This is a genomic window from Amycolatopsis sp. NPDC051372 (assembly GCF_040682095.1).
In the GTDB taxonomy this organism is placed as follows: Bacteria; Actinomycetota; Actinomycetes; order Mycobacteriales; family Pseudonocardiaceae; genus Amycolatopsis.
Genome location: NZ_JBFBAF010000006.1, coordinates 13,622 through 39,345 on the forward strand (window position 1 = coordinate 13,622; position 25,724 = coordinate 39,345).

27 protein-coding genes, 1 tRNA gene and 1 pseudogene are annotated in these 25,724 nt (G+C 69.9%); 15 read left to right on the forward strand and 14 right to left on the reverse strand.

Going from position 1 to position 25,724, the window contains the following annotated elements:
• Positions 1 to 41 precede the first annotated feature (41 nt).
• Complete coding sequence (locus tag AB0M56_RS10920) at positions 42 to 920, forward strand: SDR family NAD(P)-dependent oxidoreductase (protein WP_364173555.1); 879 nt, start codon at positions 42 to 44, stop codon at positions 918 to 920.
• A 283-nt stretch (positions 921 to 1,203) separates the two neighbouring features.
• Here AB0M56_RS10920 and AB0M56_RS10925 read toward each other — a convergent pair whose 3' ends face one another.
• Complete coding sequence (locus AB0M56_RS10925; protein ID WP_364173557.1) at positions 1,204 to 1,548, reverse strand: VOC family protein; 345 nt, start codon at positions 1,546 to 1,548, stop codon at positions 1,204 to 1,206.
• Between the two features lie 65 nt (positions 1,549 to 1,613).
• Between AB0M56_RS10925 and AB0M56_RS10930 the strand changes: the two genes are divergently transcribed.
• Positions 1,614 to 2,312, forward strand: coding sequence for an FCD domain-containing protein (locus AB0M56_RS10930; RefSeq protein WP_364173560.1), 699 nt, complete (start codon positions 1,614 to 1,616; stop codon positions 2,310 to 2,312).
• A gap of 229 nt (positions 2,313 to 2,541) precedes the next feature.
• Here AB0M56_RS10930 and AB0M56_RS10935 read toward each other — a convergent pair whose 3' ends face one another.
• Together AB0M56_RS10935 and AB0M56_RS10940 are read right to left on the reverse strand one after the other, a co-directional pair.
• On the reverse strand, positions 2,542 to 2,982 hold the full coding sequence (locus AB0M56_RS10935; RefSeq protein ID WP_364173563.1) for an AAA family ATPase: 441 nt from the start codon (positions 2,980 to 2,982) through the stop codon (positions 2,542 to 2,544).
• 12 nt (positions 2,983 to 2,994) lie between these two features.
• Positions 2,995 to 3,483, reverse strand: coding sequence for an FBP domain-containing protein (locus tag AB0M56_RS10940; RefSeq protein ID WP_364173566.1), 489 nt, complete (start codon positions 3,481 to 3,483; stop codon positions 2,995 to 2,997).
• 88 nt (positions 3,484 to 3,571) lie between these two features.
• On the opposite strand from AB0M56_RS10940, the gene AB0M56_RS10945 reads away from it, so the two are divergent.
• A complete protein-coding gene (locus AB0M56_RS10945; protein ID WP_364173569.1) occupies positions 3,572 to 5,050 on the forward strand; it encodes an adenylate/guanylate cyclase domain-containing protein in 1,479 nt (492 codons plus the stop codon).
• A 12-nt stretch (positions 5,051 to 5,062) separates the two neighbouring features.
• Here the strand turns inward: AB0M56_RS10945 and AB0M56_RS10950 are convergent, their stop codons facing one another.
• The gene (locus AB0M56_RS10950; protein ID WP_364173571.1) at positions 5,063 to 6,022 is read right to left on the reverse strand and encodes a beta-ketoacyl-ACP synthase III; all 960 of its coding nucleotides are present in this window, start codon (positions 6,020 to 6,022) and stop codon (positions 5,063 to 5,065) included.
• A 254-nt stretch (positions 6,023 to 6,276) separates the two neighbouring features.
• Here AB0M56_RS10950 and AB0M56_RS10955 point away from each other — a divergent pair, with 254 nt between their 5' ends.
• The gene (locus AB0M56_RS10955) at positions 6,277 to 6,747 is read left to right on the forward strand and encodes an Lrp/AsnC family transcriptional regulator (RefSeq protein WP_220245668.1); all 471 of its coding nucleotides are present in this window, start codon (positions 6,277 to 6,279) and stop codon (positions 6,745 to 6,747) included.
• Between the two features lie 273 nt (positions 6,748 to 7,020).
• On the forward strand, positions 7,021 to 7,425 hold the full coding sequence (locus AB0M56_RS10960) for an SsgA family sporulation/cell division regulator (RefSeq protein ID WP_364173573.1): 405 nt from the start codon (positions 7,021 to 7,023) through the stop codon (positions 7,423 to 7,425).
• Between the two features lie 95 nt (positions 7,426 to 7,520).
• On the opposite strand, the gene AB0M56_RS10965 is transcribed toward AB0M56_RS10960, so the two are convergent.
• On the reverse strand, positions 7,521 to 8,624 hold the full coding sequence (locus AB0M56_RS10965) for a S1 family peptidase (protein WP_364173576.1): 1,104 nt from the start codon (positions 8,622 to 8,624) through the stop codon (positions 7,521 to 7,523).
• Positions 8,625 to 9,070: 446 nt separating this feature from the next.
• On the opposite strand from AB0M56_RS10965, the gene AB0M56_RS10970 reads away from it, so the two are divergent.
• From AB0M56_RS10970 to AB0M56_RS10985, 4 genes are read left to right on the forward strand one after another with little or no spacing between them, the layout of a single operon-like run.
• Positions 9,071 to 11,950, forward strand: a complete 2,880-nt coding sequence (locus AB0M56_RS10970) for an AAA family ATPase (RefSeq protein WP_364173579.1) — start codon at positions 9,071 to 9,073, stop codon at positions 11,948 to 11,950.
• Between the two features lie 12 nt (positions 11,951 to 11,962).
• Complete coding sequence (locus AB0M56_RS10975) at positions 11,963 to 12,472, forward strand: O-acetyl-ADP-ribose deacetylase (protein WP_364173581.1); 510 nt, start codon at positions 11,963 to 11,965, stop codon at positions 12,470 to 12,472.
• A gap of 57 nt (positions 12,473 to 12,529) precedes the next feature.
• Complete coding sequence (locus tag AB0M56_RS10980; RefSeq protein WP_364174186.1) at positions 12,530 to 13,189, forward strand: hypothetical protein; 660 nt, start codon at positions 12,530 to 12,532, stop codon at positions 13,187 to 13,189.
• Positions 13,190 to 13,229: 40 nt separating this feature from the next.
• On the forward strand, positions 13,230 to 13,544 hold the full coding sequence (locus AB0M56_RS10985; protein ID WP_364173583.1) for an antibiotic biosynthesis monooxygenase: 315 nt from the start codon (positions 13,230 to 13,232) through the stop codon (positions 13,542 to 13,544).
• Positions 13,545 to 13,582: 38 nt separating this feature from the next.
• Here AB0M56_RS10985 and AB0M56_RS10990 read toward each other — a convergent pair whose 3' ends face one another.
• The 4 genes and pseudogenes from AB0M56_RS10990 to AB0M56_RS11005 all read right to left on the reverse strand — a co-directional run bounded on the left by AB0M56_RS10990 (position 13,583) and on the right by AB0M56_RS11005 (position 17,283).
• Positions 13,583 to 14,305, reverse strand: a complete 723-nt coding sequence (locus AB0M56_RS10990) for a G1 family glutamic endopeptidase (RefSeq protein ID WP_364173585.1) — start codon at positions 14,303 to 14,305, stop codon at positions 13,583 to 13,585.
• A gap of 246 nt (positions 14,306 to 14,551) precedes the next feature.
• A complete protein-coding gene (locus AB0M56_RS10995; protein ID WP_364173588.1) occupies positions 14,552 to 15,604 on the reverse strand; it encodes an ABC transporter substrate-binding protein in 1,053 nt (350 codons plus the stop codon).
• Positions 15,604 to 16,487 (reverse strand): annotated as a pseudogene (locus tag AB0M56_RS11000) (ABC transporter permease). Before AB0M56_RS11000 ends, AB0M56_RS10995 begins: the two are co-directional and overlap by 1 nt.
• Positions 16,477 to 17,283 (reverse strand): ABC transporter ATP-binding protein, encoded by an 807-nt coding sequence (locus tag AB0M56_RS11005; protein ID WP_364173591.1) that lies wholly within the window; start codon positions 17,281 to 17,283, stop codon positions 16,477 to 16,479. Before AB0M56_RS11005 ends, AB0M56_RS11000 begins: the two are co-directional and overlap by 11 nt.
• 181 nt (positions 17,284 to 17,464) lie before the next feature.
• On the opposite strand from AB0M56_RS11005, the gene AB0M56_RS11010 reads away from it, so the two are divergent.
• Positions 17,465 to 19,048, forward strand: a complete 1,584-nt coding sequence (locus AB0M56_RS11010) for a sensor histidine kinase (protein WP_364174189.1) — start codon at positions 17,465 to 17,467, stop codon at positions 19,046 to 19,048.
• The gene (locus AB0M56_RS11015; RefSeq protein WP_364173593.1) at positions 19,045 to 19,701 is read left to right on the forward strand and encodes a response regulator; all 657 of its coding nucleotides are present in this window, start codon (positions 19,045 to 19,047) and stop codon (positions 19,699 to 19,701) included. The genes AB0M56_RS11010 and AB0M56_RS11015 overlap by 4 nt, the downstream gene beginning before the upstream one ends.
• 241 nt (positions 19,702 to 19,942) lie before the next feature.
• Here AB0M56_RS11015 and AB0M56_RS11020 read toward each other — a convergent pair whose 3' ends face one another.
• Together AB0M56_RS11020 and AB0M56_RS11025 are read right to left on the reverse strand one after the other, a co-directional pair.
• A complete protein-coding gene (locus AB0M56_RS11020) occupies positions 19,943 to 20,626 on the reverse strand; it encodes a hypothetical protein (protein WP_364173595.1) in 684 nt (227 codons plus the stop codon).
• A 138-nt stretch (positions 20,627 to 20,764) separates the two neighbouring features.
• Positions 20,765 to 21,598 carry an SDR family NAD(P)-dependent oxidoreductase gene (locus tag AB0M56_RS11025; protein ID WP_364174192.1) on the reverse strand — a complete coding sequence of 278 codons (834 nt, stop codon included), beginning with the start codon at positions 21,596 to 21,598 and terminating at the stop codon, positions 20,765 to 20,767.
• A gap of 68 nt (positions 21,599 to 21,666) precedes the next feature.
• Here AB0M56_RS11025 and AB0M56_RS11030 point away from each other — a divergent pair, with 68 nt between their 5' ends.
• Together AB0M56_RS11030 and AB0M56_RS11035 are read left to right on the forward strand one after the other, a co-directional pair.
• Positions 21,667 to 22,419 carry a serine protease gene (locus tag AB0M56_RS11030; RefSeq protein ID WP_364173596.1) on the forward strand — a complete coding sequence of 251 codons (753 nt, stop codon included), beginning with the start codon at positions 21,667 to 21,669 and terminating at the stop codon, positions 22,417 to 22,419.
• A gap of 25 nt (positions 22,420 to 22,444) precedes the next feature.
• Positions 22,445 to 22,672, forward strand: a complete 228-nt coding sequence (locus AB0M56_RS11035; protein ID WP_364173597.1) for an RNA-binding S4 domain-containing protein — start codon at positions 22,445 to 22,447, stop codon at positions 22,670 to 22,672.
• Here the strand turns inward: AB0M56_RS11035 and AB0M56_RS11040 are convergent.
• Entirely contained in the window at positions 22,669 to 23,610 is a 942-nt protein-coding gene (locus AB0M56_RS11040) for an Ldh family oxidoreductase (RefSeq protein WP_364173600.1), read from the reverse strand. The two genes, AB0M56_RS11035 and AB0M56_RS11040, sit on opposite strands and share 4 nt — an antisense overlap.
• A gap of 92 nt (positions 23,611 to 23,702) precedes the next feature.
• On the opposite strand from AB0M56_RS11040, the gene AB0M56_RS11045 reads away from it, so the two are divergent.
• Both AB0M56_RS11045 and AB0M56_RS11050 read left to right on the forward strand, forming a co-directional pair.
• Positions 23,703 to 23,984 carry a DUF2277 domain-containing protein gene (locus AB0M56_RS11045; RefSeq protein ID WP_220245653.1) on the forward strand — a complete coding sequence of 94 codons (282 nt, stop codon included), beginning with the start codon at positions 23,703 to 23,705 and terminating at the stop codon, positions 23,982 to 23,984.
• Positions 23,985 to 24,110: 126 nt separating this feature from the next.
• Positions 24,111 to 25,169 carry an alpha/beta fold hydrolase gene (locus AB0M56_RS11050; protein ID WP_364173603.1) on the forward strand — a complete coding sequence of 353 codons (1,059 nt, stop codon included), beginning with the start codon at positions 24,111 to 24,113 and terminating at the stop codon, positions 25,167 to 25,169.
• Here AB0M56_RS11050 and AB0M56_RS11055 read toward each other — a convergent pair.
• Both AB0M56_RS11055 and AB0M56_RS11060 read right to left on the reverse strand, forming a co-directional pair.
• Positions 25,140 to 25,224, reverse strand: a tRNA-Ser gene (locus AB0M56_RS11055). The genes AB0M56_RS11050 and AB0M56_RS11055 overlap by 30 nt on opposite strands.
• Positions 25,188 to 25,718, reverse strand: coding sequence for a MarR family transcriptional regulator (locus AB0M56_RS11060; protein ID WP_364173606.1), 531 nt, complete (start codon positions 25,716 to 25,718; stop codon positions 25,188 to 25,190). The genes AB0M56_RS11055 and AB0M56_RS11060 overlap by 37 nt, the downstream gene beginning before the upstream one ends.
• Positions 25,719 to 25,724 lie beyond the last annotated feature (6 nt).

The following is a 25,724-nucleotide window of genomic DNA, read 5'->3' on the forward strand; positions in this document are numbered from 1 at the left end:
AACGCAATCAACTTGCGTTAAATCGGACTTCGGAGGTTGTCGTGGTTTTCTTCGTGACCGGCGCTTCGCGCGGCCTGGGTCGCCAGATCGTGGAGCGAGCCCTGGCGGCCGGACACCAGGTCGTGGCGACCGCCCGTGACCCGCGTTCGCTCGATGACCTGCGGGAACGCTTCGGGTCGCAGGTGCACGTCGAGGCGTTGGACGTGACCGATCCTGCCGCTGCGGAGGCCGCTGTCGCGGGTGGCGTTCGGGCTTTCGGGCGCCTCGACGTCGTCGTGAACAACGCCGGCCAGGGGGATCGAGCGGCCCTTGAGGACACGTCGCTGGAGGTCTTCCGGCGCCAGGTCGAGACCAATTTCCTGGGCACGGTCTATGTCACGAAGGCCGCGGTTCCGGTGCTTCGCCGGCAGGGCGGCGGACGGATCATCCAGATTTCCTCGGTGGGCGGCCGGATCGGGAGCCCGGGGATGACGGCGTACCAGTCGGCGAAGTGGGCTGTCGGCGGGTTCAGCGAGGCGCTTGCCGCGGAGGTCGCGCCGCTTGGCATCAAGGTCACCGTGCTCGAGCCGGGTGGCATGCGCACCGACTGGGCCGGCTCGTCGATGGCGACGCCGCCGATCAGCACGCCCTACGAGCCGACGGTCGGCGCTTCCGCCCGCGCCATGGCGGGGTTCGAGAAGACCGCGAACAGCGACCCGGCGCTCGTCGCCGACCTGGTGCTTCGCGTCGCGGAGCTTCCGGACCCACCACTGCGGTTGCTGGCCGGCAGCGACGCGTACGAATACGGCCGCGAAGTCTGGCGCAACCGCTTGGCTGTGGACGAGAAATGGGCGGAACTGAGCCGTTCGACGGATCACCCTGACGCCGGTGAGAATTGGCAACAGCAACGGGGAAACAGCCTGCCGGAGGTCACCAGCTGACGATCAACCGTCGCGACTTCGCCGAGCGCGAAAGAACAACACCCAGTGGCAGACGGCGATCGGAAGCAGCAAAGCCCGAGGCCGAGCTGAGCACAGCGTCTCCAGCCGTCCTGGCTGAGCAGCGGCAGCACGACCCACATGACGAAGAGGAACGAGTACAAGATCGCGCACCACAAAGCCACCTTCGGAGGAATCCGCCCCCGAGGAAACCAACCGTTCTTCGGTTTCATGGGCACTCCGCGGGCAAACCTGGTCCCGTGGAACTACCCCTCAGCTCGAAAGATCACTCCCGCGGTTCGAACACACAAAACTCATTCCCCTCCGGATCCGCCATCACCCACCAATCGATATCTACGCCCTTGTTCCTCACCAGCACCGCCCCCAACGAAACCAGCTCCCCCACGTCACCGAACACGTCGAGGTGCATCCGGTTCTTCACCGTCTTCGCCTCAGACACCGGATTCACCCAGATCAACGGCCCCACCCCGGCGGCGTCGACGATCGGCACCGGATCGTCGGCTGAGCGGGCCTCGCCGCGCCGCACGTAGCCCAGCGCGACGCACCACCAGTCGGCCAGCTTCTGGTGGTCCTGGGCGTCGAGAGCCAAGTCCTTGAACTTCGCAGTCACGCTCTCAGAGTGGCACGCACCACCGACATTTTCCGCCGCCCGCCACGACCTGCCAGGATGGGCGGGTGGCCCACGAATCCGAACAGGTCTGGAGCGCCACCGTCGACCGCCTGCGCGCGATGATCGACAGTGGCGAGCTCCCGCCGGGCTCGAGGCTGCCCGCGGAACGCGCCCTGTGCGAGCAGCTCGGCATCAGCCGCGGGTCGCTGCGGCAGGCGCTACGGGTGCTGGACTCGATCGGCTACGTCCAGATCCGCGCGGGCTCCGGCACCTACGTCCGCGAGCAGACCGAAGCGCCGCTGAGCAGCTGGTTCTCCGAGCACGAACAGCTGGTGGAGAAGCTGTTCGACCTGCGCGCGACGGTCGAGCCCACCCTCGCCGAGCGGCTCGCCGGCAACCACTCGCCGCGGACGATCCAGAAGCTCGAGGACAACGTCGCCGAGATGGAAGCCGCGGCCGCCGAGGGCGACATGCTGCGCGTCATCGCGACGGACGCCGAGTTCCACCGCGTCATGGCGGGCAACGCCGGCAACGACGACGTCGCCGACCTCCTTCGGTCCGTCCTCGCCCTGGTCGGGGAAGAGCGCCGGGCAGCGCTGCGGCTGCCGGGCCAGATCCGCAAGGCGGTGGACGAGCACCGGGCGATCCTGTCGGCTTTGAAGGCCTCCGACGGACCTGCCGCACGGGAGATCACGCTGAAGCATTTGTTGGATGCGAAGTCTTATGCTCACAATTACGCGGCGGGCCACGACTCTGCGATGTAGCCGATTCGGGGCCGGCTGAAGTACATCGGGGAACTCCGAGCACGCTGGGCTTGGGCTGTTGTTTGAGCTTCTGCGCGCATCGCCGGGATCCTGTGCGTTGGCATTCCTTCGCCGCTGCCTCGGATCTGCACGGGCGGCGCCCGGTGTCAACCGCTCGTGGAGGGGGTCAGAACCTCAAGTGCCCACAACGCCGTCGAGATTCGGTGGAAGCATCCCTAAAACCAAGACCTCACAACACATGCGCCAGAACGAGGTCCGCGACCTCCGCCACCGGAACCGTCGTCACGACCTCAAGGGTCGCCGACGCGCGTAGCAGAGGTTCCACAGTTTTGAGGTACCCCAACGTCTCCGCGAGTTCTGCCGGGTCCTTCCCGTATGCGTTCGACGTGCGCGTAGCCAGCCGCGCCGCGAGCACATCCCAAGGGGCGCTCAACAGCACCACATGAGAGAAGAACCGACGGAACCGCACCTGGTTCCGCACCGTTCCCGAAACGAACAGCGACGCAGACGAAGCCAGCAACTCCGCCATGACGTCCTCACGCCACAACCGTTCCCCGTCAATCACTTCGGTATACGAGCCGTAGTCGGTGTCAACGGTCGGGAACCCGCGCGCACCCAGCTCGGCCAACAGGGCGCTCTTGCCCACCCCCGACATGCCCGTGACGAGCACCCGCACTAGTGACTAGTGCGGTTCCAGGATCCGGTCCACGAACCGCCGCACCTTGTCCTCCATGCGCGCCACGCGTTCGTCCAGGGTCAGGGTCTCCACGGGCTGCGGGACGGCCGGCTTGAGCTCCCCGCGGACGTACGCGCTGCAAAACAGGTTGGCGCAGACGTACGTGCCCAGGGTGTTGCCCTCGCGGCCGGACTTGCCGGCGCGGCGGCCGGTGAAGAGGGTGATGTCGGACGTGGCGTGGGTGGTGGAGCAGAAGGCGCACATGTTGCTGCGCAAGCGCGACGTAGCGGGGGGCGCGGCGCGCAGGGACAGCCCCACGACGCCGCCGTCGCGGGGTACCACGAGGTACGCCCGGCCGGGGGCCTTCGGGTCGCGCCAGCCGAGGAAGTCGCGCGTGGCCCAGGGGACGTCGGCGGGGAGGGTGACGGACTTGGCCTCGCCGCGGGAGCAGTTCACGAAGGAGGCGCGGATCGCGTCGGCGTCGAGGGGTTGCATGGGCAGCACGGTAGCGACGCGGCCGCGAGCGCTGCCACGCCTTTTCTCGCCGAGCCGGACGCGAACGCCAGCCCGTACGATCGGCGGCGTGCGCAAGCGAACGGCGGGGCGGTTCCGGCTGGTTCTGCGCACGAGTCTGGGCTTCGCCGCGCTCGGCATCGGGTCGAGTGTCGCCGGGTCGGCCGTCGTCGCGTTGCTGTTGTTCCTGCAGGGGCTGCCCGGGGACGTCGGCGACCGCGGGTGGATTCTCGGGCTGACGGCGGGCGGGATCGTGGCGGTGAGCCTGCTCGTGGGCACGCTCTGGACCGCCTACCTGCAGCGACGCACCGTGGTGTGGTTCACGATCGGCCGCCCGCCGACCGAGGACGAGGCCAAGCGCGCGCTGCGGCTGCCCGTGGACATGGCCGTGGTCAGCGGCACGCTGTGGCTCATCGGCACCATCGCGCTCGGCACGCTGGCCGGCGCGCTCGGCTCGTTCGAGGACGCGTCCGGCATGGCGCTGACGATCGGTCTCGGCGGGCTGACCACCGTCGGCCTGATGTACCTCGCCGCGGAGTGGGTGGCGCGGCCGGTCATGACGATCGCCCTCGACGTGACGCCGCCCCACGGTTCGCTCCCGGTCACCGTGCTGACCAGGCTGATCGTCACGTGGGCGCTGGCCAGCGGCGTGCCGCTCGTCGGCGTGCTGCTGGTCGCGACGCCGCCCGACGTCAGCCGGGCCAACCCGACGGCGAGCCTGATCACGCTGTCCGTGATCGGCCTCACCACGGGCGCCATCGGCACCGCGCTGCTGGCCCGCGCCGTCGCCGCGCCGCTGCACCGCCTGCGCGTGGCTCTGGACCGGATCGCGCGCGGGACCACCGACGTGTCCGTGGACGTCGACGACTCCAGCGAGATCGGCATGCTCCAGACCTCCGTGAACGAGCTCGCCGCCGGTCTGCGCGAGCAGGAGCGGATGCGGGACCTGTTCGGCCGGCACGTCGGCACGGACGTCGCGCGGCACGCCCTCGAATACGGCGCCTCGCTGTCCGGCGACGTGCGCGAGGTGACGGCGCTGTTCGTGGACGTCGTCGACTCCACGGCGCTCGCGTCGCGCACGCCGCCGGAGGAGCTCGTGGCCAAGCTGAACCGCTTCTTCGCCAGCGTGGTCTCGGCCGTCGACGCGCGCGGCGGCCTGGTCAACAAGTTCCAGGGCGACGCGGCCCTGTGCATCTTCGGCGCGCCCACGCGCCTGTCCGACGCCCCGACCATGGCGCTGGCCGCCGCCCGCGCGATCCGCGACGCCGTGGTGGCGGACGGCGAGCTCGACCTGGGCATCGGCGTCGCGTGCGGGCAGGTGTTCGCGGGCCAGCTGGGCACCTCGAGCCGGCTGGAGTACACCGTGATCGGCGACGCCGTGAACGAAGCCGCGCGGCTGACGGAGCACGCGAAGTCCGTGCCGTCACGCATCCTGGCCAGCGAGGGCGCCGTGAAGGCCGCGCTCGGCGGCGAGCGCGAGTTGTGGCAGCCGCACGGCTCACTCCTGCTGCGCGGCCGTCAGCAAGCGACTGAGGCTTGGACGAACTAAGGCCTGGACGAACTAGCCCAGCTCAGGCCAGGTCAGCAACGTCGAACCCCAGGTCAGCCCCGCCCCGAACGCGGTCAGCAGCACCCGGTGACCCGGCACCAAGGTCCCGTCGTCCACGGCGTCCGCCAAAGCGAGCGGGATCGAGGCGGCGCTGGTGTTGCCGACGCGGTCGATGTTCGCCACCACGGCGTCCGCGGGCAGCCCGAGGTGTTTCGCCGTCGCCTGGAGGATGCGGATGTTCGCTTGGTGGCCCACGAAGCGGTCGACGTCGCCGACCATCCAGCCGGCCTGCTCCAGCACGGCGCGCGACGATTCCGCCATGCGCGCGCACGCGTGGCGGAACACCGCCGTGCCCTGCATGACGAGGTGGTGGTCGCGCGGGTCCTCGGAGAACCGGTGCTTCGAGCCGCCTGCCTCGACCCACAGCAGGTCGGCCAGCTCGCCCTCGCTGTGGAGGTCGAACGGGCCGATCGCGCCCGGCTCGTTCGAGTCGCCGGCGCGCAGGACGACCGCGCCCGCGCCGTCGCCGAAGATGGGCACGGTGGTGCGGTCCGTCGGGTCCACCAGTGAGGTGAAGACGTCGGCGCCGATCACCAGCACGCGCTTGGCGATGCCGCCGGCGATGAAGCCCTGCGCGGTGGCCAGGGCGTAGACGAAGCCGCTGCACACGGCGTTCACGTCGAACGCGGCGGCCGTGCCGAGCCCGAGCCGCGCGGCCACCTGGGGCGCGCTGGCGGGGCAGAGCTGGTCAGCAGTGGAGGTGGCGAGCACCACGGCGTCGACGGAGCTGTCGCCGAGCGCTTCGCGGCCGGCGGCGACGGCGAGATCCACTGTGGACTCGCCGGGCGCGGCCATGCGGCGCTCGCGGATGCCGGTGCGGGTACGGATCCACTCGTCGGAGGTGTCGAGTGTCTGCGCGATCTCGTCGTTGGTCACAACCCGTTCGGGCAGCGCGCGGCCGAGCGCGGTCACGACAGCGGTACGACCAGGTGGGAACCCGACAGGACTCACAGCTATTACCTCCCCGGCCGGTGGACGGCGGTTCCACCGGCTCGCTCCACTTCTATGGGCTACCCCTGGGTAGACCGGTCAGTTGTGGTGCACGTCACTAATCCTCCTCTTTCACGTTCGCTCGATAGGAGGTATTGGGCGAACCCGTTCTTGATCAGTGGGTGAGCCTCGGTAAAGACGAGGCGTCGAGTCGGTGCACCCGGTTAGCCTGAAGCGTGCTCACTCCCGACCTCGACCGGCTGGACCTCGCCATCCTCGCCTGCCTGCAGGCCGACTCGCGCACGATCGCAGAGGTCATCGGCGCGAAGGTGGGTCTCTCGGCCGCCGCCGTGCAGCGCCGCATCAAGCGCCTGCGCGAGACGGGCGTGATCGAGAAGGAGGTCGCCGTGCTGTCCCCCGGCGCCCTCGGGCTGTCGATGACGTTCGTCGTCATGGTGGAGATGGAGCGGGAGAATCTGGCCGTGCTGGACGCGTTCCGCCGGCAGGTGCTGGGCGACGACTGCGTGCAGCAGTGTTACTACGTCACGGGCACGGCGGATTTCGTGTTGATCGTGACCTGTCCCGACATGGCGGGGTTCGAGGCGTTCACGCGGCGGATGTTCTTCGACAACCCCAACGTCCGGCACTTCACCACGAGCGTGGCCATGGACCGGGTGAAGGTCGGGCTCACGCTTCCACTGGACTGAACCCCCACGGAAAGCCCCGGAAAAGCCACGGTCTACTTCGGACCGTGACACTTCCGTGACGGTGCACGAAAGTCCCCCACCCCCTGCCCTCCCGGGTGACGGATGGTCAACGGTCGAACGCAAGGGGTATGTGGTCCGTGTTACGCCACAGAGGACGGATGCAGCCGATCGCGTGAATGGCGGGAAACCGGCGTCACGAGAGCCGAAGCTGATCATCTCCTTGCCGACCAGTTCGCAGGGCGCGAACCACCGGAGGAAACCCCAGGAGCAGCCGTGCACACCGACGCCGTACACCAGACCCAGTTCGTGTTGCTGAACGAGAGCACCACGCCGGTGCTGTCCCGCCTGTCCTACCACTGCGCGGAGCCGTTCGCGGTCACCGTGGCGTTCCGGACCGAGCGCGGCCGGTGGATCGAGTGGACGTTCGCACGTGACCTGCTCGTGACCGGACTCGAGGAGCCGTCCGGGCTGGGCGACGTGCGCATCCGCCCCGACCTGTCCGAGGACCCGGCGATGCTCACGCTGGAAATCGAGTCACCCGACGGGTACGCGTCGTTCGAGCTGGCGCGCGAGGACGTCGAGACGTTCCTGGAGTCCTCCTACGAACTGGTTCCGCTCGGCACCGAGAGCGAGAGCTTCGACATCGACGGGCTGATCGAGGAGATCAGCAACGTCTGACCCCCCAGACTGCCGATCCCGCGGCGGCATAAGGGAGAAGGGCGGCTCGAGTGCTCTGGAGGCACTCGATCCGCCCTTCTTCTGTTCGCGGGAAATCAGCCGCGCACGAGCGTCGTGCCGGTCGCCGAGAGGGCGTTGGCGATCGGGTAGAAGTAGGTGTTCACGGTGTCACCGCCGGAAAGCAGGCCCTGCGCCTGGTTGCCGGAGATGAACGAGCCGCCCGAGTCGCCGTGGTCGGAGCGGGCGTTGGTGAGCACCATGCCGCTGACGGTGCCTTCGGGGTAGCGCACGGTCTGGTTCTTGGCGCGGATCGTGCCGCAGGTCCAGCCCGTGGTGGAGCCCGACTTGCAGACGGACGCGCCCACAGCCGCGGCCGTCGAGCCGGCCACGCGGGTGCCGTTGTTGATCTGGCCGACCGGGGTCCAGTTGCTGTTCACCCGTGCGTACGCGTAGTCGCTGCCAGGGAAGCGGTAGCTGGAGAACGAACCCATGGACACGCGGTTGTAGCCGGTCAGCGGGCCGGCACCGGTGAGCGCGGCGCAGTGGCCGGCCGTGAGGAACCCACCGTTCACGGAGAAGCCGACGGAGCAGCGCGACGAACCGCCGATGTAGTACGCGTCACCGCCGAGCACGTTGTAGTGCAGCTGCGGCTTGGCGGCGGTCTCCGTGACCTCCAGCGAGGAAGTGTCCACACCGGACTGGCGGGCGAACTTCTCCGCCGCCGCCCGCTGTCCCTTGAGGACGGTGATCGTCACGCGGTTCGACGCCGGGTCCACGCCCCACGCCGTGACCGACTGCGGCGCCGTCTTCTCTCCCGCGTTGAGCTTGGCCACGCTGGAGTCGAGCTGACGCTCGCTGAAGCGCACGACCTGCGCCTCCGCGCCCGCCGCGCGCACCTTCTCCACGAGCGAAGCGTCGGTCACGCCGACGCGTGCCTTGCCCGTGGCCGCGTCGTAGCTCGCACCACCGAAGCTGTCGCCGAGCGCGGTTTCCAGCGCCTGGCCCACCTTCGTGGCGGAGTCCTCGGCGGCGAGCCGGGCGATGGCCTGGTCGTGGGTGAGACCGAGGTCGCGCTGCATCGCCGGCACCATGTCGGGGTTCAACAAGGTGGCACCCGCGACCGGGCTCGTGACCGCGGCCATCGTGCCCGCCGTCGCGGCGGCGACGGCGGCGATACCGAGGAATCTGATGATCTTCATGCTTCTCCCTCGTGATTACGCGCGGCACCGGTCCGGCCACGCGGCGCATCCCTTCCCCCGGGATGAGAGCGTGCAGCGTGGTCCAGTCCACTGCAATAAGGGCTCGGCGCGGATAGGTATACTCAATCCCCTTGGCAGAACGCCCTGCTCCAAGCGCCGTATCGGCACCATTTTCTCTCGCGGCACCGTCCATAAGTAGGGATTCCGGCAACTACTTTGCGTAGCTCTTTCAACGGCCGGAACGTGGTATGCGCCTCTGGAGCGAGGAGATGCCCGAAGTTTCGTACACATGGTGATCCTGGGCCGAAGATCCGTCTGCCAACCGGTGACGCTGTGTACGCAGACGTGTGAGCCGGGTGCCGAGACGCAGGTCGTCAGCTGGTTTACGGGTGGCCGAACGCTGCTTAGGCTCCCGACGAAACGGACAAGCGTGCAGGGAGGTCGACATGTGGCAGGCCGTCTCCGGTCCGACGTCGGTCACCGTGCGCACCGGGCCGACGGCTTTCGCGGGCCGGGACGAGGAGCTCGCCGCGATGGCCGAGGTACTCACCCACCGACCGGCCGCCGTGCTCGTGGAGGGTGAACCGGGGATGGGCCGCTCGCGCCTGCTGGCCGAGCTGGCCCGACGGCCTGAGTTCGCCGATGGCCGCGTGCTGCGTGGGATTTGCCAGCCGTTGCGCGAGCCGTTCCCGTACGGGCCGGTGCTGGAGGCGTTGCACGCGGCGGGCGAGCGTCCGCTGGGACCGTTGAGCCCCGTGGCCGGCGTGTTGCGGCCGCTGCTGCCGGAGCTGGCCGACCGGCTGCCGCCGACACCCGAGCCACTGGACGACCCGGGCGCGCAGCGGCACCGCGTGTTCCGCGCCGTGCGGGAGCTGTTCGTCGCTTGTGGACCGACGATCCTGCTGGTCGACGACCTGCAGTGGGCCGACGAGGGTACGTGCGACCTGATGCGGTTCCTCGCCGCCGACCTGCCGCCCGAGCTGGCCGTGGTGGCCGCTTACCGCACGGGCGCCCAGCCGTGGCCGGGGCCGTTGGGTGCGCCGGTGCGGGCGGCGCCGAGTGTCCACACGGCACGCGTCACGCTCGGGCCGCTCGACGTTGCGGCGGTGCGGGCGATGGCCGTGCACGTGCTCGAGGTGCCGCGCGTGAGTGACGAGTTCGCGACGAAGCTGCACGAGTGCACGGGTGGGATCCCGTTCGTGGTCGAGGAAACGTTGCGGGCCTTGCGGAACGTGCGGTTGCCGGCGGGTGAGGGACTGTCGGATCGACTGCTGGAGAACCTGGAGGTGCCGGCGCCGTTGCGGGAGTCAGTGACGGAGCGGCTGGCCGTGTTGCCCGCGGAGGCGGCGCAGCTCACGCGGGCCGCGGCGGTGCTGGCGGTGCCCGCGGAGCCGGCGACGCTGGCCGAGGTGGCGGGGCTCGGTGAGGAGTCGCTGCGCTCGGCGCTGCTGGCCGCGTTGGCCGGGGGTTTGGTGGCTGAGCTGGGTGAAAACCGGTACGGCTTCCGGCATCCACTGGCGCGCAAGGCCGTGTACGACACGGTGAGCGGCCCGGAGCGGACGTTGCTGCACACGGAATCGATGCGGGTGCTGGGCGCGTTGCCTTCGCCGCCTTCGTTGTTGCTGGCGCAGCACGCGTATGCGGCGGGGCGCACGGAGAAATGGCTCCGTTACGCGGAGGCGGCGGCCGACGAGGCCATCGTCCACGGCGAGACCTCGCGCGCGATCGACCTGCTCCAGGCCGTGCTGCCGGCTTCGGACGACGTCGGACGGCTCGCCACGAAGCTGAGTCAGGTGGCGTTACGCGGTTTTCGCCCGGGCGTGATCGAGACGCTGGAACGCGTGCTGGAGGACCGGCCGCTGCCGCCGACCGTGCGGGGGACGATCCGGCTGTCGCTCGGCATGCTGCTGGTGCGCACGATCGGACGGCTGGAACGCGGGCGCGAGGAGGTGGAGCGTGCCGTCGCCGAGCTCGTGGACCGGCCGGAGCTGGCCGCGCGCGGCATCAACCTGCTGGCGCAACCCATCGACGGGCTCACTCCCCTTTCGTGGCACGAAGGCTGGATGCGACGGGCGCGGGAAGTCCATTCCGGACTGACGGACCCGGAATTGCGGCTGGCGCTGACCGTCGACCGGATCACCAACGCTTCGCACATCGGCGACGGCTCGGCGTGGACGGAGTTCGAGGCGCTGCCGGACGTCGGCGACAGCGTGGCCGAGCGCGTGCAGCTCGCGCGGCTGTGGTGCAACCTGGCCGACGCGCAGTCGTGGGCCGGACACCTCGACCGGGCCACGCAGCTCGTCGAGGAGGGCGCGCGGCGCGCTTCAGACGCGGGGGCGTTGTACGCGATCGGCCTGATCCAGGGCACACACGCGCGGCTGGCGTGGTTCCGCGGCGAGTGGGACGGGCTCGCGGAGACGGCGGAGGACGTGCGCTCGCGGTACCCGGAGCTGGGGCCGATCGTGATGGAGACTTCGCTGGTGCTCGGCGGTTTGGCGGCGGTTCGGGGCGAATTCGCCGCGGCTGCTGAACATTTGGCACGTGCTTCGGTCCCCTCTGACGGCCCGATCCCCGTGGTGCTTTCGGCCGCGTCGGTACGGATCGGGATCCTGCTGGCGGGTGACGATGTGACGGGTGCTTGCGCCGTCGCCGACGTCGCCGTGGACGCGGCGCGACGCAAGGGCGTCTGGGTGTGGGCGGCGTCGCTGGTGCCGGCGGCGGCCGAGGCGTTCGCGCGTGCGGGCCGCTGGTCGGACGCCGACGCGTTCGTCGAGGAGTTCGCGCGCGGCATCACCGGCCGCGACGCGCCCCTGGCCGTGGCCGCGTTGTCCGCGGGCCGCGCGGTGTTGACGGGCGCCCGCGGCAAACACCTGGCCGCGGCCGCGGGCTTCGACGCGGCGGCCGCCGCGTACGCACGCCTGCCGATGCCGTACCTGGCAACGTCGATGGTCGAGCGCGCCGCCTGTCTGCGCCTGCTGGCGGGCCAACGCCCGGCCGTCGACGCGCTGTCCGCCGCGGCTCGCGCCTACGAACGCCTCGGCGCCACGCGCGACGCCGGCCGCTGCCACCACCTGCTCCGCGAGCACGGCGCGTGGGCCCCTTCGCAACGCGGCCGCCGCGGCTACGGCCGCGAGCTGTCCCCGCGCGAACGCGAGGTCGCCCGCATGCTCGCCGAGGGCCGCACGAACCGCGAGATCGCCGACGGGCTGTTCTTGTCGCCGCGCACGGTGGAACAACACGTGGCGAAGGTGCTGCGCAAGCTGGGGGCACGGGGACGGGCGGACGTCGGCCGCCACCTCCCGTCGGGAGACGCGGCGGTTTCGTGACAGGGTGCAGGGATGGCACCCATCGAACTGGCCCTCGGCGACCTCACCGAACAACACGTCGACGCCATCGTCAACGCCGCCAACTCCTCCCTCCTCGGCGGCGGCGGAGTCGACGGCGCCATCCACCGCAAGGGCGGCCCGGAGATCCTGGCCGAGTGCCGGGCACTACGCGCCGGCCACTACGGGAAGGGGCTCCGGACGGGCCAGGCCGTGGCCACCACCGCGGGCCGGCTGCCGGCTCGCTGGGTGGTGCACACGGTGGGGCCGGTGTGGTCTTCTTCGGAAGACCGGTCTTCGCTCCTGGTGGACTGCCACCGCAACTCACTTGCGGTGGCTGCCTCGCTCGGCGCCCGGACCGTGGCGTTCCCGGCGATCTCGATGGGTGTGTACCGATGGCCGATTGAGGACGCGGCGCGGATCGCGGTGTCGACGGTTCGGGATGCGGATACGTCGGCGTTCGATTTCGTGCGGTTTGTGTTGTTCGATCAGCGGGCGTATGACGCGTTCGCGGCGGTGTTGTAGCAGCGTGCGCGCAACCGCCCTACCGTGACGCACGTGGACTCAGGTGAAGCCGGCGCCCTGCCGGCGTGGCGGAGGGTGACCGCTGGGGAGACGCGGTGGCCGGCTGCCGGGGTGGTGGTGGGGACGCTCGCGTTGCAGTTGGCGTTGCCGGACCGGGTGGTGTTGAGGCCGTGGTGGCTGTTGCCCGCGGTGTCGGTGCTGTTGCTCGTCGCGTTGTTGTTGATCAACCCCGGCCGGATGGGCGAGTTCAGCAGAGTCGAGCGGATCGTGTCGTTGGTGCTGCTGGCCGTGGTGAGCGCGACCACGGCGGCGTCGGCGGTGCGGCTGGTGCTGGGGATCGTGCAGGGGTCGTTCAGTGGGCACGCGCCGCAGGTGCTCGTAAGTGGCGCGATCGTCTACTGGACGAACATCGTCGTCTTCTCACTCTGGTACTGGGAGTTCGACCGCGGCGGGCCGGCGCGGCGGGCGAAGGGGCGGGCGGAGTTCCCCGACCTGCAGTTCCCCCAGATGGACAGCCCCGGGCTCACCAGCGAGGACTGGGAACCGCGCTACGCCGACTACCTGTACCTCTCGTTCACCAACTCCACGGCCTTCAGCCCCACCGACGTCATGCCGCTGCGGATCTGGACGAAGCTGACGATGATGGTGCAGGCCGCGGTGTCGTTGTTGCTCGCCGTCATGGTGTTCGCGTGGGCGGTCGGAGCGTTGCAGGGATAAGCACTCGCGCGGCTCAGACCCGAGCGGGTATACACCGAGCATGCCCAGACCTGAACCCCCGTACTACGCGGTGATCTTCACGTCCCGCCGCACCGAAAGCGACAACGGCTACGCCGAGCGAGCCGCCCGGATGTCGGCGCTCGCGGCGGAGCAGGACGGCTACCTGGGAGAGGAGTCGGCACGGGACGAAGCTCTCGGCATCACCGTGTCGTACTGGCGGGACGAGGAAGCCATCGCCGGCTGGCGCAAGAACCTCGAACACACCGAGAGTCGCCGACGGGGCCGGGCGGAGTGGTACGAGGAGTTCGAAGTGCGGGTGGCGCGCGTCGAGCGGTCGTACGGCTTCACGCGCTGAAGCCGGTCCGCGGAGCCGGAGCCCCGCGGACCGAAACTTCAGTGGCGCGTCATCGTGAAGCTCTGGCCGTCCGAGCCGATGGCGCCCGGGCTGAAGGTGCCGGAGCCGCGGTCGTCCGCGTCGAGGCCTTCGGGGCTGGTCGACGCGAGGCTCTGCCCGTTGAACTTCACGCCGGTGAACGAGATCCCGCCCGAGATCGTCGGGTACGAGTCCGTCGGCGACTCGATGATCGCCTCGGCCGAGGAGTGCTTGGAGGTCAACGACTTGCTGATCGTCTTCGACCAGCCCTTGGTGGTGTCGCTGATGTCCAGCTTGTAGGTGTTCGTCCCGGTGCGCGTGACCGTCGCGGAGATGTGGTCACCGGCGCTGACCGGGGCGGACGAGGACGAGTAGTACACCGGCGCCGCCGGGTACATCTCGTACCAGGCCTGGTAGACGGGGCGGCCGCTGGAGCAGTCCGTGGCCACGCCGGTCTGCTCCACAGTGGACGATCCGTCACCGTCGATGCCGACCCACGGGGCGAACAGGTCGTTGCTGGACCGGCAGGTCACCGACGGTTCCGTCCAGCTCGCGGTCGCGGTCGTGAAGCTGCCGAAGCTCACGTAGCCGCCCCAGTTGCCGCCCGAGAAGCTCTGGCCGTGGAACGAGCCGAACGACGGCGTGCTGACCGTGGCGACGCCGGCCGCGGCCGCGATGCTCGCCGCGGCGGCCGCCGTGACGGCCAGCACCCGCGCGGTCCGTGAGGAGAGGGGGGAGTTCATGCGGATCCAATCTGATCACCGATGGGGACTCGGGGTGTTACAGGCGGTGCGCACCGGTAACAAGTGTTGGATCCACGTGAGCGGGTGGGTAGCTACTTTCGAAGGGTCTTCACATTCCGGGAAAACTTCACCAATATGTCCCGAATTTCCCTTCTGTACGCCGAAGTCCGTGACGGCCGCCCCGGGAAGGCGAGGCGGCCGCCACGGTGCGCCCGTCCTCCGCGCGGAAGGACGGACACGGGTGGACTACCGCGCCGAGCGCGTGAGCGCGGCGTCCACGAACTGGGTGGTGTAGGTCTTCGAGAGGTCGATCTGGTCCTTCTTCGGCTTCACGTTGCTCGACGACGCGCCGAGCACGTTGAGCACGTTCTGCGCCCCGGCCGGATCCATGCGGCCGTCGGCGGTGAACATCGGCAGGCTGTCCTCCAGCGACTTCACGTACAACGCCTTGTCCCCGCCCGCGACCGACGGCGGCATCACGTCGGCGACCTGCTCCGCCGTGTGGTTCTTCAACCACCGCAAAGAATCCACGTACGCGTTGGCCAGCTTCTGCACGATGTCCGGGTAGCGCTTCACGATCTCGCAGCTCATGTAGAGCGAGCTGGCCGGGTACAGCCCGCCGAGCGCGGCACGCGTTCCCTCGACCGTGCGCATGTCGTAGAGGATCTTGGCCTGGCCGGTGCTGGTGAGCTGCGCGATCGTCGGGTCCGTGGTCATGCCCGCGTCGATGGAACCCTGCTGCATCGCGGAGATGAACGTCTGCCCGGCGCCGACCTTCACCGGCGTGTAGTCCTTGCCGTCCACACCGCCGCGGCTCGCGAGCGCCTTGGTGAGGAAGTCCGTGGACGAACCCAGCGACGTCACGCCGAGGTTCTTGCCGCGAAAGTCCTTTCCGGACTGGATCTCCGGCGCCTTGGCCGACGCGACCATCTCGGCCTCGCCCGGCACGTTCGAGAACTGCACCACGCTCGTGAGGCACTGCTCCTTGGCCTGCAGGTCGATCGTGTGGTCATAGAACCCGACCACGGCCTGCACCTCGCCGGCCAGCAGCGACGTCTCCGCGTTCGCGCCCGACGGCTGGTCGAACAGCTCGACGTCGAGGCCCTGCTTCTCGTACTCGCCGAGCTGCTGGGCAAGCTGGCCCGGCAGGTAGATGACCTTGGAGATGCCGCCGATCATGATCTTCAGGTGCGGTTTGCCGCCGTTGCCGAGGTCGATGTTCCGCGAATCGCGACAGGCCGTGACGCCGGCGAGGGTGAGCAACGCGGTGGCTACCGCGAGTGTCCTTTTCAGACGCATCAGATCACCGCGCCGGCCTGGGTGATCATCTGCGGCCGCCAGCGCAGCAGCCGCGACTCGGCCGTGCCGATGCCCATTCCGCCAGCAGCGCGACGACGGTGACGATCAGCATGCCCGCGTAGACGCCGGCGGTGTCGAAGGTGCCCTGCGCATTGGCGATCAGGAAGCCCATGCCGGCCTTCGCGCCGGTGTACTCGCCGACGACCGCGCCGATCAGCGCGAACCCGAACGCCACGTGCAGCGACGACAGGATCCACGACGTCGCGCTCGGCAGCACGATCGAGCGCAGCACGGCCCAGCGCGACGCACCCAGGATCCGCGCGTTGTCGATCAGGTTGCGGTCCACCTCACGAGCACCGGTGAAGGCGTTGAAGAACACCGCGAAGAACACGAGCACCACAACCGTCGCGACCTTCGACGACATGCCGAGGCCGAACCAGATCACGAACAACGCGGCGAGCACGATGCGCGGCAAAGCGTTGGCGGCCTTGATGAACGGCGCCAGCACGTCGGCGAGATACTGGCTGCGGCCCAGCACCACGCCGAACACCACGCCGAGGATCGCGCCGAGCACGAACCCGAGCACGGCTTCCTCCACCGTCACCAGGATCTGGTACCAGATGGAGCCGAAATCGGTGCCGGTCGTGAACCACTCCACGAGCCGTTCCCAGATCTTCGACGGCATCGAGTAGAAGAACGGGTCGATCCAGTAGCGGCCCGCGAGTTCCCAGCTGCCGAGCCACACCACGACGATCGCCAAGCGCAGCAACCAGATGTTGCGCCGGCGCGCGTTGGTCTTGAGCTTCTGGCGCGCGATGAGGCTCGCTTCGTCTTCGATCCGCGGGTTCGGGTTGGACGGCGGGACGATCAGATCAAGCGACACTGGTCGCCCCCTTCTGGCGGGCCTTGTCGACCTCGCCGCGCAGCGATTCCCAGATGTCGGAGTAGATCGACCGGAACTCCTCGGTGAGGCGAAGGTCCTCGACCTTGCGCGGACGCTCCAGCGGGATCTCGAAGACGTCCTTCACCGTCGCCGGGCTCGTGGTCAGGACCACGACCTTGTCGGCGAGCGCGATGGCGTCGTCGAGGTCGTGCGTCACGAAGATCACCGCGGCACCGGACCCGGACCACAGGCGCAGCAGCTCGTCCTGCATGAGGGCGCGGGTCTGCACGTCGAGCGCGGAGAACGGCTCGTCCATCAGCAGAATCTTCGGGTCGGTGACCAGCGTCTGCGCCAAGGCGACGCGCTTGCGCATGCCGCCGGAAAGCTGGTGCGGGTAGTACTTCTCGAAGCCTTCGAGCCCAACGCGGCCGATCCAGTCACGGGCCTTTTCGCGAGCGTCCGCTTTGGACACGCCGCGGAAGCGCGGGCCGGACGCGACGTTGTCGAGCACCGAACGCCACGGCATCACGGCGTCGGTCTGGAACATGTAGCCCACACCGTCCGGAATGGACTTCACCTCGGTGCCGTTCACGCGGACACTGCCGGCCGAGGCGGGCTGCAGACCGCTGACGAGGGACAACGTGGTCGACTTGCCGCAGCCGGTGGGACCGACGACCGCGACGAACTCGCCCGGCTGCACGGTCATGGTCAGGTCGCGGACCGCGGTGTGGACGGATCCCGAGCCGCTGGGGAACCTTTTGGTCGCGTGCTCGAGTTCGATGAGGGGTGGCGCCATCGTGGTGACTCCTTCGTCACGGTGGGGACTGCGACGGAGGTTAAGAGCGCATCAAGAGCCCGAGAAGCTTGTCGACGTTCTGCGTGCGCTCTGCTCGTTCTCCACGTTTTGCTCATTTCGCGCACGGCCCTGAGCTGGGGGTATGTTGCCTCGCATGCCGAAGTGGGCGTTGTTCGAACGCATGCGGTTCACCCGCCAGGTCCTGCTGTTGCAGATCGGGGTGGTGGTGCTCGTGGTAGGTCTTGGCGTGGCGCTGGTGGCCTGGCTCCTGCGCGAGACGACCGCCGAGGCGTACGGCCAACGGGCGCTCGCGATCGCGAAATCGGTCGCTGTGGACCCGGCTGTGATCCAAGCGGCCGCTGCCCGAAATCAAGGCGGACCGCTGGAACAATTGGTGCTGCACACCACCCATGCCAACGAAGCCCTGTTCGTGGTGATCACCGACGACCACGGGATCCGGCTAGCCCATCCGACACCGGACCTGATCGGGCAAAAGGTCAGTACCCCGGCCGATGAGGCATTGGCCGGCAACGACGTGGTCAGCGCGGTCCAGCTTGGCAGACTCGGCGTGTCGGTGCGGAGCAAGACGCCGATCTGGCAGGACTCGCGAGTAGTCGGCGAGGTGAGCGTCGGCTTTGACGTGAGCGAGCTGACCAGCGACTTCAACCGGCTACTTCTCCTGACGCTGGCGTTCGCCGGTTTCGCATTGCTGCTCGGCGCCGGTGCGTCGGCGCTGCTCAACCGCCGGCTGCGCCGCGTCACCCACGGCCTCGAACCGCGCGAGCTCACCGAACTGCTCTACGAACGCGAAGCCGTGCTGCACGGGATCGGCGAAGGGATGCTGGCCGTCGACGGGTCACGGCGGGTGTCCGTGCGCAACGACGAAGCCGAGCGGTTGCTCGGGATCGACCTGCCGGTGGGGGCCACTTTGGACGAGCTGGACCTGTCACCGCGGGTGCGCAAGGCCGTGGCCGACGGTCAGCCCGTGGACAATCTCCTTGCGGTGGCGGGAAACCGGGTGCTGGTGATGAACTCGCGCGCAGTGCAGCGAGAGGACCGCGCGCTCGGCACCGTGCTGACGTTCCGCGACCGCACCGACCTCGACACGCTCAGCCGCGAGCTCGACGGCATCCGCTCGCTGTCCGACGGCCTGCGCGCGCAGCGGCACGAGTTCGCGAACCGGCTGCATACGTTGTCGGGGCTGTTGCAGCTCGGGCACCACGCCGAGGCGGAGGAGTACCTGCAGACGCTGACCGAGACGACGTCGGCGCGCTCGGCGCCGCTGGGTGGAGACGCGGTGCGCGACCCGTACCTGCAGGCGTTGCTGGTGGCGAAATCCGAGCAGGGGCTGGAAAAGGGCGTGGAACTGAAGCTGGCGGACGACTCGTTCGTGCGCGGTTCGGTGACCGATCCCGTCGCGACGGGGACCGTGATCGGCAACCTCGTGGACAACGCACTGCACGCGGCGCGCATGGGCCCGCGCCGGCCGGCGACGGTGGAGGTCGGGCTGTTCGCGGAGGGCTCGACGCTGCACGTGTCCGTTGTGGACAGTGGGCTCGGCGTGCCGGAGCCGTTGCGTGACACACTGTTCGACGAAGGCGTCTCGACGAAACTCACGCCCGGCCACGGGCTGGGGCTCGCCCTCGCGCGGCAGGCGGCCCGCGCTCGCGGCGGGGACGTCTGGCTCGCCGACGCCGGCGGCGAGGCGGCCGGCGCGCTGTTCGTCGCGAAACTGCCTGATCTGCTCGTGGAGGCTCTTTCATGATCCGCACGCTCATCGTCGACGACGACTTCCGCGTGGCGGGCGTCCACGCGGGGTTCGTGGCGGAGGTGCCGGGCTTCACCGTCGCGGGCATCGCGCACACCGCAGCGGAGGCGCGCGCCCGCGTGCGCGAGCTGACGCCGGACCTCGTGCTGCTCGACATCTACCTGCCCGACGAGCCCGGCCTCTCCGTGCTGCCGGACCTCGCGACGGACACGATCGTCCTCTCCGCCGCGACCGACGCGGCGTCCATCACCGCCGCCATCCGCGCCGGCGCCCTGAACTACCTGATCAAGCCCTTCACGACCCGCCAGCTGGCCGAGCGGCTCACCGCGTACGCCCGCTTCCGAACCCAGGTGACCACCGACCGCCCGTTCACCCAGGACGACGTCGACCGCGCCTACCGCGCACTGCACGACCAGGACCGCGCGACCACCCCGAAGGGCCAGTCCACCGCGACGGCCCGGCTCGTGTCGGAGCGGCTGCGCACGTCGGGCGCCCCACTGTCGGCGGCGGAGGTCGCCGGCGAGCTGGGCATGGCGCGCGCCACGGCCCAGCGCTACCTCACCGCCCTGGCCGACTCGGGCGCGGTGGAAATGCGCCTCCGCTACGGGGCGACCGGACGCCCGGAACACGAGTACGTCTGGATCGGCTGACCCTGGCCGGGCTGGGCTTCGGGTCACGCGCCGAGCTGGACTGAACCGCTGGTCAGCGGTTCAACCGCGCCTTGCTCCGGAGCCGGGGTTCGGAACCGGACTCGCGGCAATCGTCCGCCGACAATGGCACAGGCCTGCCGTCAGCGCGGGGCCTCGACGCGCGGGCACGCCGTGTCGCGCGAAGCAGGTCGGCCGCCGGTCAGCGATTGCGCGCCGAGCGTCTGGTTGGCTGAACCGCTGGTCAGCGACGCGACATCCGGTCCGCCAAGTCGATCCACGGCTGCCACTGCGACATGTACTCGCCGAACTGCGTCGCGGCCGGTGACTTGGCCGGGGTGGACTTCGTGTCGGAGCGGAGGTCGTCGTCGTCCGGGGTGGAGGTGGGGCGGTGGTCGGAGCCGCCGGCGGAGGTGCGGGGGGTGGTGGGGCGACTGGGGACGTGCTGTTTCGCGGGTGTGGCGGCCTTGTGGTCGGGGACCGGGACGTACACGGTCACCGGGGCGGCCGGGGGCGCGGCGGGGGCGGCAGGCGTCGAGGCGGGAGCCGGAAGCGGAGCGGCCGGGGCGACGAGCTCGTGCTGGTCGGCCGGCACGGCGACGTCGTCGGTGGTGGTGCGGCCGGTGAAGGAGCCCGAGAAGAGGCCGCCGGCGAACCAGCCGAGGGCGAGCAGGGCCAGGGCGGCGGTGCCGGCGACCCAGCCCCGCGTGCGGCGGCGGGCGACGACGCGCGGGCGCGGCGCGAGAGGCACGAGCACGGTGGCGCTGGCCCCGTCTCCGGCGATGGGCAGGAGCGCGGGCACCACGGGGATCGGCTGGGTGTCCTCCGGACTGCGGCGCCCGCGCGGCACGCTCGCCGCGAGGATGCCCGTGCGGTCGAGCAGCTCATCGGCGGGCGAAGTGGCGCGTCGCTCGGCGGTGCGCAGCATGGAAGGTACCTCCGGGGTACGGGCACTCGGATGGACGTCAGCATTCTGGTGCATTTCCGACGGGTTTGTCAGAAAGGCAACTCCATTGGGTGACGGTGACTTTCCGGGGCAACCGAACTCCCGCACGTCGGACGGGATTCAGTTCTTCCCCATCCGTTTGAAGCCGAGCCGCGCCATAGTCGCGAGCGGCCGCTGATACGCCGACCCGAGCACGCGCGGGATGGCGTCGATGACGTACGCGTCGGGTCCGATGAGGATCCTGGCGGACCGCCGTTCCACCCCGCGGATGATCGTTTCGGCGGCTTTCTTCGGTGTGGTCAGGGCAATTTTCTCGAAGCCCGCGGCCACGGCCTCCTGGTCGCCGTCGTTGCCGCCGCGCGCGTGGCGGGCGATGTTGGTCTTGATGCCGCCCGGGTGCACGCAGCTCACGGCCACCGGATGACGCGCCGCGAGCATTTCTTCACGCAACGCCTCGGTGAATCCGCGAACGGCGAACTTGGCCGCGTTGTAAGCACTCTGAGTGGGCACTCCGACGAATCCGAACACGCTCGAAATGTTCACGAGGTGTCCATCGCCGGAGCCGACGAGATGCGGCAGGAACGCCTTGGTGCCGTTCACGACGCCACCGAGGTTGATCCCCATGCGCCAGTCGTAGTCCTCGAACGTCATGTCCTCCACCGTGGCGCCCAGCGCGACGCCGGCGTTGTTGACCACGATGTTGACCCGGCCGAACGCATTGGCCACCTCGTCCGCGTGCGCCAGCACGGCGGCGCGGTCGGAGACGTCGAGCGAGTAGCCCCGCACGTCCGCACCCTGCGCCTTCGCCGCCTCGACCGTGCCCTCCAGGCCCTCGGCGTCCACATCGGACAGTGCCAGCCGCGCGCCGCGCAGGCCCAGCCCGAGCGCGAGCGCGCGGCCGATGCCCGAACCCGCTCCGGTGATGACTGCGACCTTGTCGGTGAACTCCTTCATCGCCGCTCCCCTCCTCCGGTGCTCCAGGTTTTGGATACTAGTGGCGGAAGCGATCTTCGGGAGGATGGATGCGACGGGCACGGGTGGTGCTCGCGCTGGGCGCGGTGGTGGTGCTCGGCGCGACGGGGACCGTCGTGGCCGTCGCCGGACACCGTGCTTCACCAGCGCAAACGCCCGCTCGGCCCGACAACGCGGCCGTCGGCGCGCTGTTCCTCAACGGCTCCCACTACTGCACCGCGAGCGTCGTCCACAGCGACCGCGGCGACGAGCTGCTCACCGCCGCCCACTGCCTTCACGACGGCGCGGGCGGCACGTACCTCACCGGCGTCACCTTCGCGCCCGGCTTCCACGACGGCGTGGCTCCGTTCGGCTTCTGGGACGTCGGCGACGAGCTCGTGGCGCGGGGCTGGGCCGACGACTCCGACCCGAACCTCGACGTCGGCTTCGCCACCGCCCACCAGACCGGCGCGAGAGGACCGCTCGAGACCGTGACGGGCGCGAACCGCCTCGGCGCTAGCGGTCCGTTCGCGCGATCCGTGACGGTCACCGGCTACCCCGACGGCTCCGACGTCCCCGCCGTCTGCAGCACGACGACCTCGAAGGAGGACACCTTCCAGCTGCGCGTGGACTGCTCCGGCTTCGCCACCGGCACCAGCGGCGGCCCGTTCGTGGCCGACGCCGACCCGCGCACGAAGCTCGGCACCGTCATCGGTGTGGTCGGCGGCTTCGAGACCGGCGGCGACACCGACGACGTGTCGTACAACAGCTACTTCGACGACGACGTCACCGCGTTGTACCGACAAGCCACCTCGCGCCCGTGAGCGCCGATGGCGGATGATGCGGCGTATGAGCGAGCCCGTGCGTGACGTGCCCATCACCGGCGAACCGATCCGGCTCGGCCAGTTCCTGAAGCTGGCCGGTCTCGCCGAGGACGGCGGCCACGCCAAGGACCTCATCGAGAACGAAGGGGTCACCGTGAACGACGAGGTCGAGACCCGCCGCGGCCGCCAGCTCTCCGACGGCGACGTGGTGGCCGTCGGTGGCGACCGCGGACGGGTGACGCTCGCGCGCTAACCCATGCTGGTCAGCGGCGGTAGCCCCAGTCCGAGCGCCAGCGAATCGAGCTGACGCCGCACCGGCGCGCTCAGCGCCACGCCCACCGCCCGGCATTGTTCGAGGTACTGGGCTTCGCGCCAGCCCGGGTAGCGGATGGGCGTGCCGCCTTCCCACCCGAGCATGCTGCCGAACAACGCGCTGGCCGCGCGGTAGAAGCCGTCGGCGCTGCGCAGCGTGGTGGGCGCGATGGCGAGCACGAGCAGGCCCGTGTCGTTCTCGTGGTCGGCGACGCCGGAGAGCACGCCCGCCAGCACGTCCACGAGCAACGCGAAGCCCGCGAACTGCGGGTTGCGCGAGGCGTCGCCCAAGTCGACGTCGAGGACGAACTCCGGGTACGCGCCGGCGGGCGCGGCCATGCCGAGCGGGTGGCCGGCACCGACCTCGCCGGCGGCCATCACCAGGCCGATCATCCCGTGGGGCAACGCGCGCGCGGCGTGGTGCCCGACGCGGCCGAACGGCCCGACGCCCCGCATCGAAATCAGCCCGACGCCGAAGCGCCCGGCCCGCGTGACGGCGCGGTCCATCGCGTCGCCGACGGCCCACAGGCCGGTGGCGCGCCGGTAGTCGATGAGCGCGGCGGCACCGCGGTCGGCGATCATCAACGGCTCGGCGCGCGGTGCGACCTCACCGTTTTCCAGAGCGGGCAGGTGAATTCGCAGCAGCTCCACGACGCCGGTGTCGGGCGAACCCGTGAGATCGCCGTGGCACAAGGCTTCCGCGGCCATGCGCGCGCGATCGTCGGGAAAATCATGTGCCACAAGGATCAGGGAAACGAGCGTGACCAGTTCATCGGCGGGCACGCGCTGCCAGACCTGTTCGGGAATCGGTGTGTCTTCAGGGACTTTTTGAGCGACGGCGGAGCGAGCGGGACGCAGCGAACGTGGTCTGAGGGGCACTTCATCGAGACTGCCCAAGCGCGTCTGGCGGCGTCAACGAGGATGGCCCGACAGTGTGATGAGGGCTCCCGAAGAGACGTACCCTGTCACGCATGTGCCGAAACATCACGACGCTGCGCGGGCTCCAACCGTCCGCGACAACCGAAGAGATCGAAGCGGCAGCACGCCAGTACGTCCGCAAGGTGACCGGCGTGCAGTCGCTTTCGGACGCCACGCGCGACCCGTTCGAGGCGGCGGTGGCGGAAATCGCGGCGATCACCGCGCGGTTGCTGGACGAGCTCCCGGACCGCCGTCAGCCCCCGGCGACCGTGCCGCCGTTGCGCCGGCCGGAAGTGCGGGCGCGGATGGCGCTGAAGGAACTGAAGAAGCCCTGACGCTGCCTGGGAACGAGTCAGGCGTTCGCCGTGCGACCTGGGGGTCCGCCGGAGCGACAGGTTCAGGGTCGGGCTCGGGGACGTTCCCGATCCGCGCCGAAGGGCTGTCTCCCTAGCGTCGGTGGCATGCGTAGAAGATCCCTGATCGCCGTTTTCACCGCCGCGCTGTGCTTGCTCGCCTCCGTCCCCGCGACGGCCACGCCGCAGCTGCACCTGCCCGCGCCGACCGGGCGTCACGCCGTCGGCACGCAGGACCGCTACCTCGTCGACCGGACGCGCGAAGACCCGTGGACCGGCGGGTCGCGCGAGCTGATGATCACGCTCACCTACCCGGCGCGACCCGGCGGCCGGCCGGCGCAGTACCTGCCCGACGGCATCGCCGCGGCCGTGAACGCGCAGGCCCACGCCGCTCTCGGCGCCGGACCGTTCGACTTCGGCTTCACCACGCCCGCCCGCGCCGGCGCGCCGATGCTGCCCGGCCGGCACCCGGTGCTCCTCTACTCCCCCGGCGCGCAGAGCTCGCGCCTGCTCGGCACCGTACTGGTCGAGCAGCTGGCCAGTGAGGGTTACGTCGTGGTCAGCCTCGACCACACGCACGACGCGCTCGCGGTGGACCTGCCCGGCGGACGCGTCGAACCGAGCACGCTGCCGCCTTCATCGGAGGCGGTGAACCGGAAGGTCATCGCCGCCCGAGTGGCCGACGTGGAGTTCGTGCTGGACCGGCTGGGGCTCGACCGCGTCGGCATGTTCGGCCACTCCGCCGGCGGCTTCACCGCGGCCGAGGTCATGGCCGCCGACCCGCGCGTGGTGGCCGGCGCGAACCTCGACGGCAGCATGGTCTTCAACGCGCCCGCGAGCCGGTTCGGCCGAGCCGCGACCGAGGGGCTGGACCGGCCGTTCCTGCTGATGAGCGCGGGTGACCACAGCAGCGCGACCGATCCGTCTTGGGCTTCGTTCGTCAGCCATCAGCGCGGGCCGCTCGCCGACCTCCACGAGCCGGCAGGCGAGCACGGCTCGTTCACGGACTACCAGGCATGGCTGCCGCAGCTCGGCGCCGACCCGGCGAAGGTGCGCGCCGTGATCGGCGACGTGGACCCGGAGACCATGCTGCGCAAGGAAAAAGCCGCCCTCAGCGGCTTTTTCGACGCGCACTTGCGGAAGCGGAGGGATTTGAACCCCCGGTAGGTTTCCCTACGGACGCTTTCAAGGCGTCTGCATTCGGCCGCTCTGCCACGCTTCCCTGTCGGTCAGGGTATCGCGCCGGTTGTCCAGGTCGTCCAGGTGTTCGAGGACGCGGCCGAAGACCGCGCCGACCGTGGCCTGTTCCTCCGGGGTGAGCAGGTCGATGAGGTGTTCACGGGCGCCGCGCACGTGGGTGGGCGCGGCGGCGTCGAGCAGGGCCTGGCCGGCTCCGGTGAGCTCGGTGATGACGCCGCGCCTGTCGTCCGGGTCGGGGCAGCGCCGGACGAGGCCGCCGACCTCCAGCTTGCTGATCTGGTGCGACAGGCGGCTCTTCGTGGAGCCCAGCTGGTAGGCGAGCTCGGACATGCGGACGCGCTTGTCGGGGTAGATGGCGAGGCAGACGAGCACCTCGTAGTCGGCGAGCGAAACCCCGTGGGCCTCGGTGAGCTCGCGGTGCAGGCGCTGGCGCAGCCGGAGCGAGGCGACGATGTACATCTGCCACGCGTGCTGCTCGACGCCGGTCAGCCAGCGCACGGCCTGCTCGTCGGTCATCGCAAA

Bases quoted from the DNA above. Each gene is read 5' to 3' on its own strand.
- AB0M56_RS11030 (WP_364173596.1), top strand. From the start codon at position 21,667: ATGCGACGGGCACGGGTGGTGCTCGCGCTGGGCGCGGTGGTGGTGCTC.
- AB0M56_RS10970 (WP_364173579.1), top strand. From the start codon at position 9,071: ATGTGGCAGGCCGTCTCCGGTCCGACGTCGGTCACCGTGCGCACCGGG.
- AB0M56_RS11020 (WP_364173595.1), bottom strand. From the start codon at position 20,626: ATGCTGCGCACCGCCGAGCGACGCGCCACTTCGCCCGCCGATGAGCTG.
- AB0M56_RS10965 (WP_364173576.1), bottom strand. From the start codon at position 8,624: ATGAAGATCATCAGATTCCTCGGTATCGCCGCCGTCGCCGCCGCGACG.
- AB0M56_RS11050 (WP_364173603.1), top strand. From the start codon at position 24,111: ATGCGTAGAAGATCCCTGATCGCCGTTTTCACCGCCGCGCTGTGCTTG.
- AB0M56_RS11010 (WP_364174189.1), top strand. From the start codon at position 17,465: ATGCGGTTCACCCGCCAGGTCCTGCTGTTGCAGATCGGGGTGGTGGTG.
- AB0M56_RS10995 (WP_364173588.1), bottom strand. From the start codon at position 15,604: ATGCGTCTGAAAAGGACACTCGCGGTAGCCACCGCGTTGCTCACCCTC.
- AB0M56_RS10975 (WP_364173581.1), top strand. From the start codon at position 11,963: ATGGCACCCATCGAACTGGCCCTCGGCGACCTCACCGAACAACACGTC.
- AB0M56_RS11005 (WP_364173591.1), bottom strand. From the start codon at position 17,283: ATGGCGCCACCCCTCATCGAACTCGAGCACGCGACCAAAAGGTTCCCC.
- AB0M56_RS10940 (WP_364173566.1), bottom strand. From the start codon at position 3,483: ATGCAACCCCTCGACGCCGACGCGATCCGCGCCTCCTTCGTGAACTGC.
- AB0M56_RS11015 (WP_364173593.1), top strand. From the start codon at position 19,045: ATGATCCGCACGCTCATCGTCGACGACGACTTCCGCGTGGCGGGCGTC.
- AB0M56_RS11045 (WP_220245653.1), top strand. From the start codon at position 23,703: ATGTGCCGAAACATCACGACGCTGCGCGGGCTCCAACCGTCCGCGACA.
- AB0M56_RS10985 (WP_364173583.1), top strand. From the start codon at position 13,230: ATGCCCAGACCTGAACCCCCGTACTACGCGGTGATCTTCACGTCCCGC.
- AB0M56_RS11025 (WP_364174192.1), bottom strand. From the start codon at position 21,598: ATGAAGGAGTTCACCGACAAGGTCGCAGTCATCACCGGAGCGGGTTCG.
- AB0M56_RS11060 (WP_364173606.1), bottom strand. From the start codon at position 25,718: ATGACCGACGAGCAGGCCGTGCGCTGGCTGACCGGCGTCGAGCAGCAC.
- AB0M56_RS10990 (WP_364173585.1), bottom strand. From the start codon at position 14,305: ATGAACTCCCCCCTCTCCTCACGGACCGCGCGGGTGCTGGCCGTCACG.
- AB0M56_RS11035 (WP_364173597.1), top strand. From the start codon at position 22,445: ATGAGCGAGCCCGTGCGTGACGTGCCCATCACCGGCGAACCGATCCGG.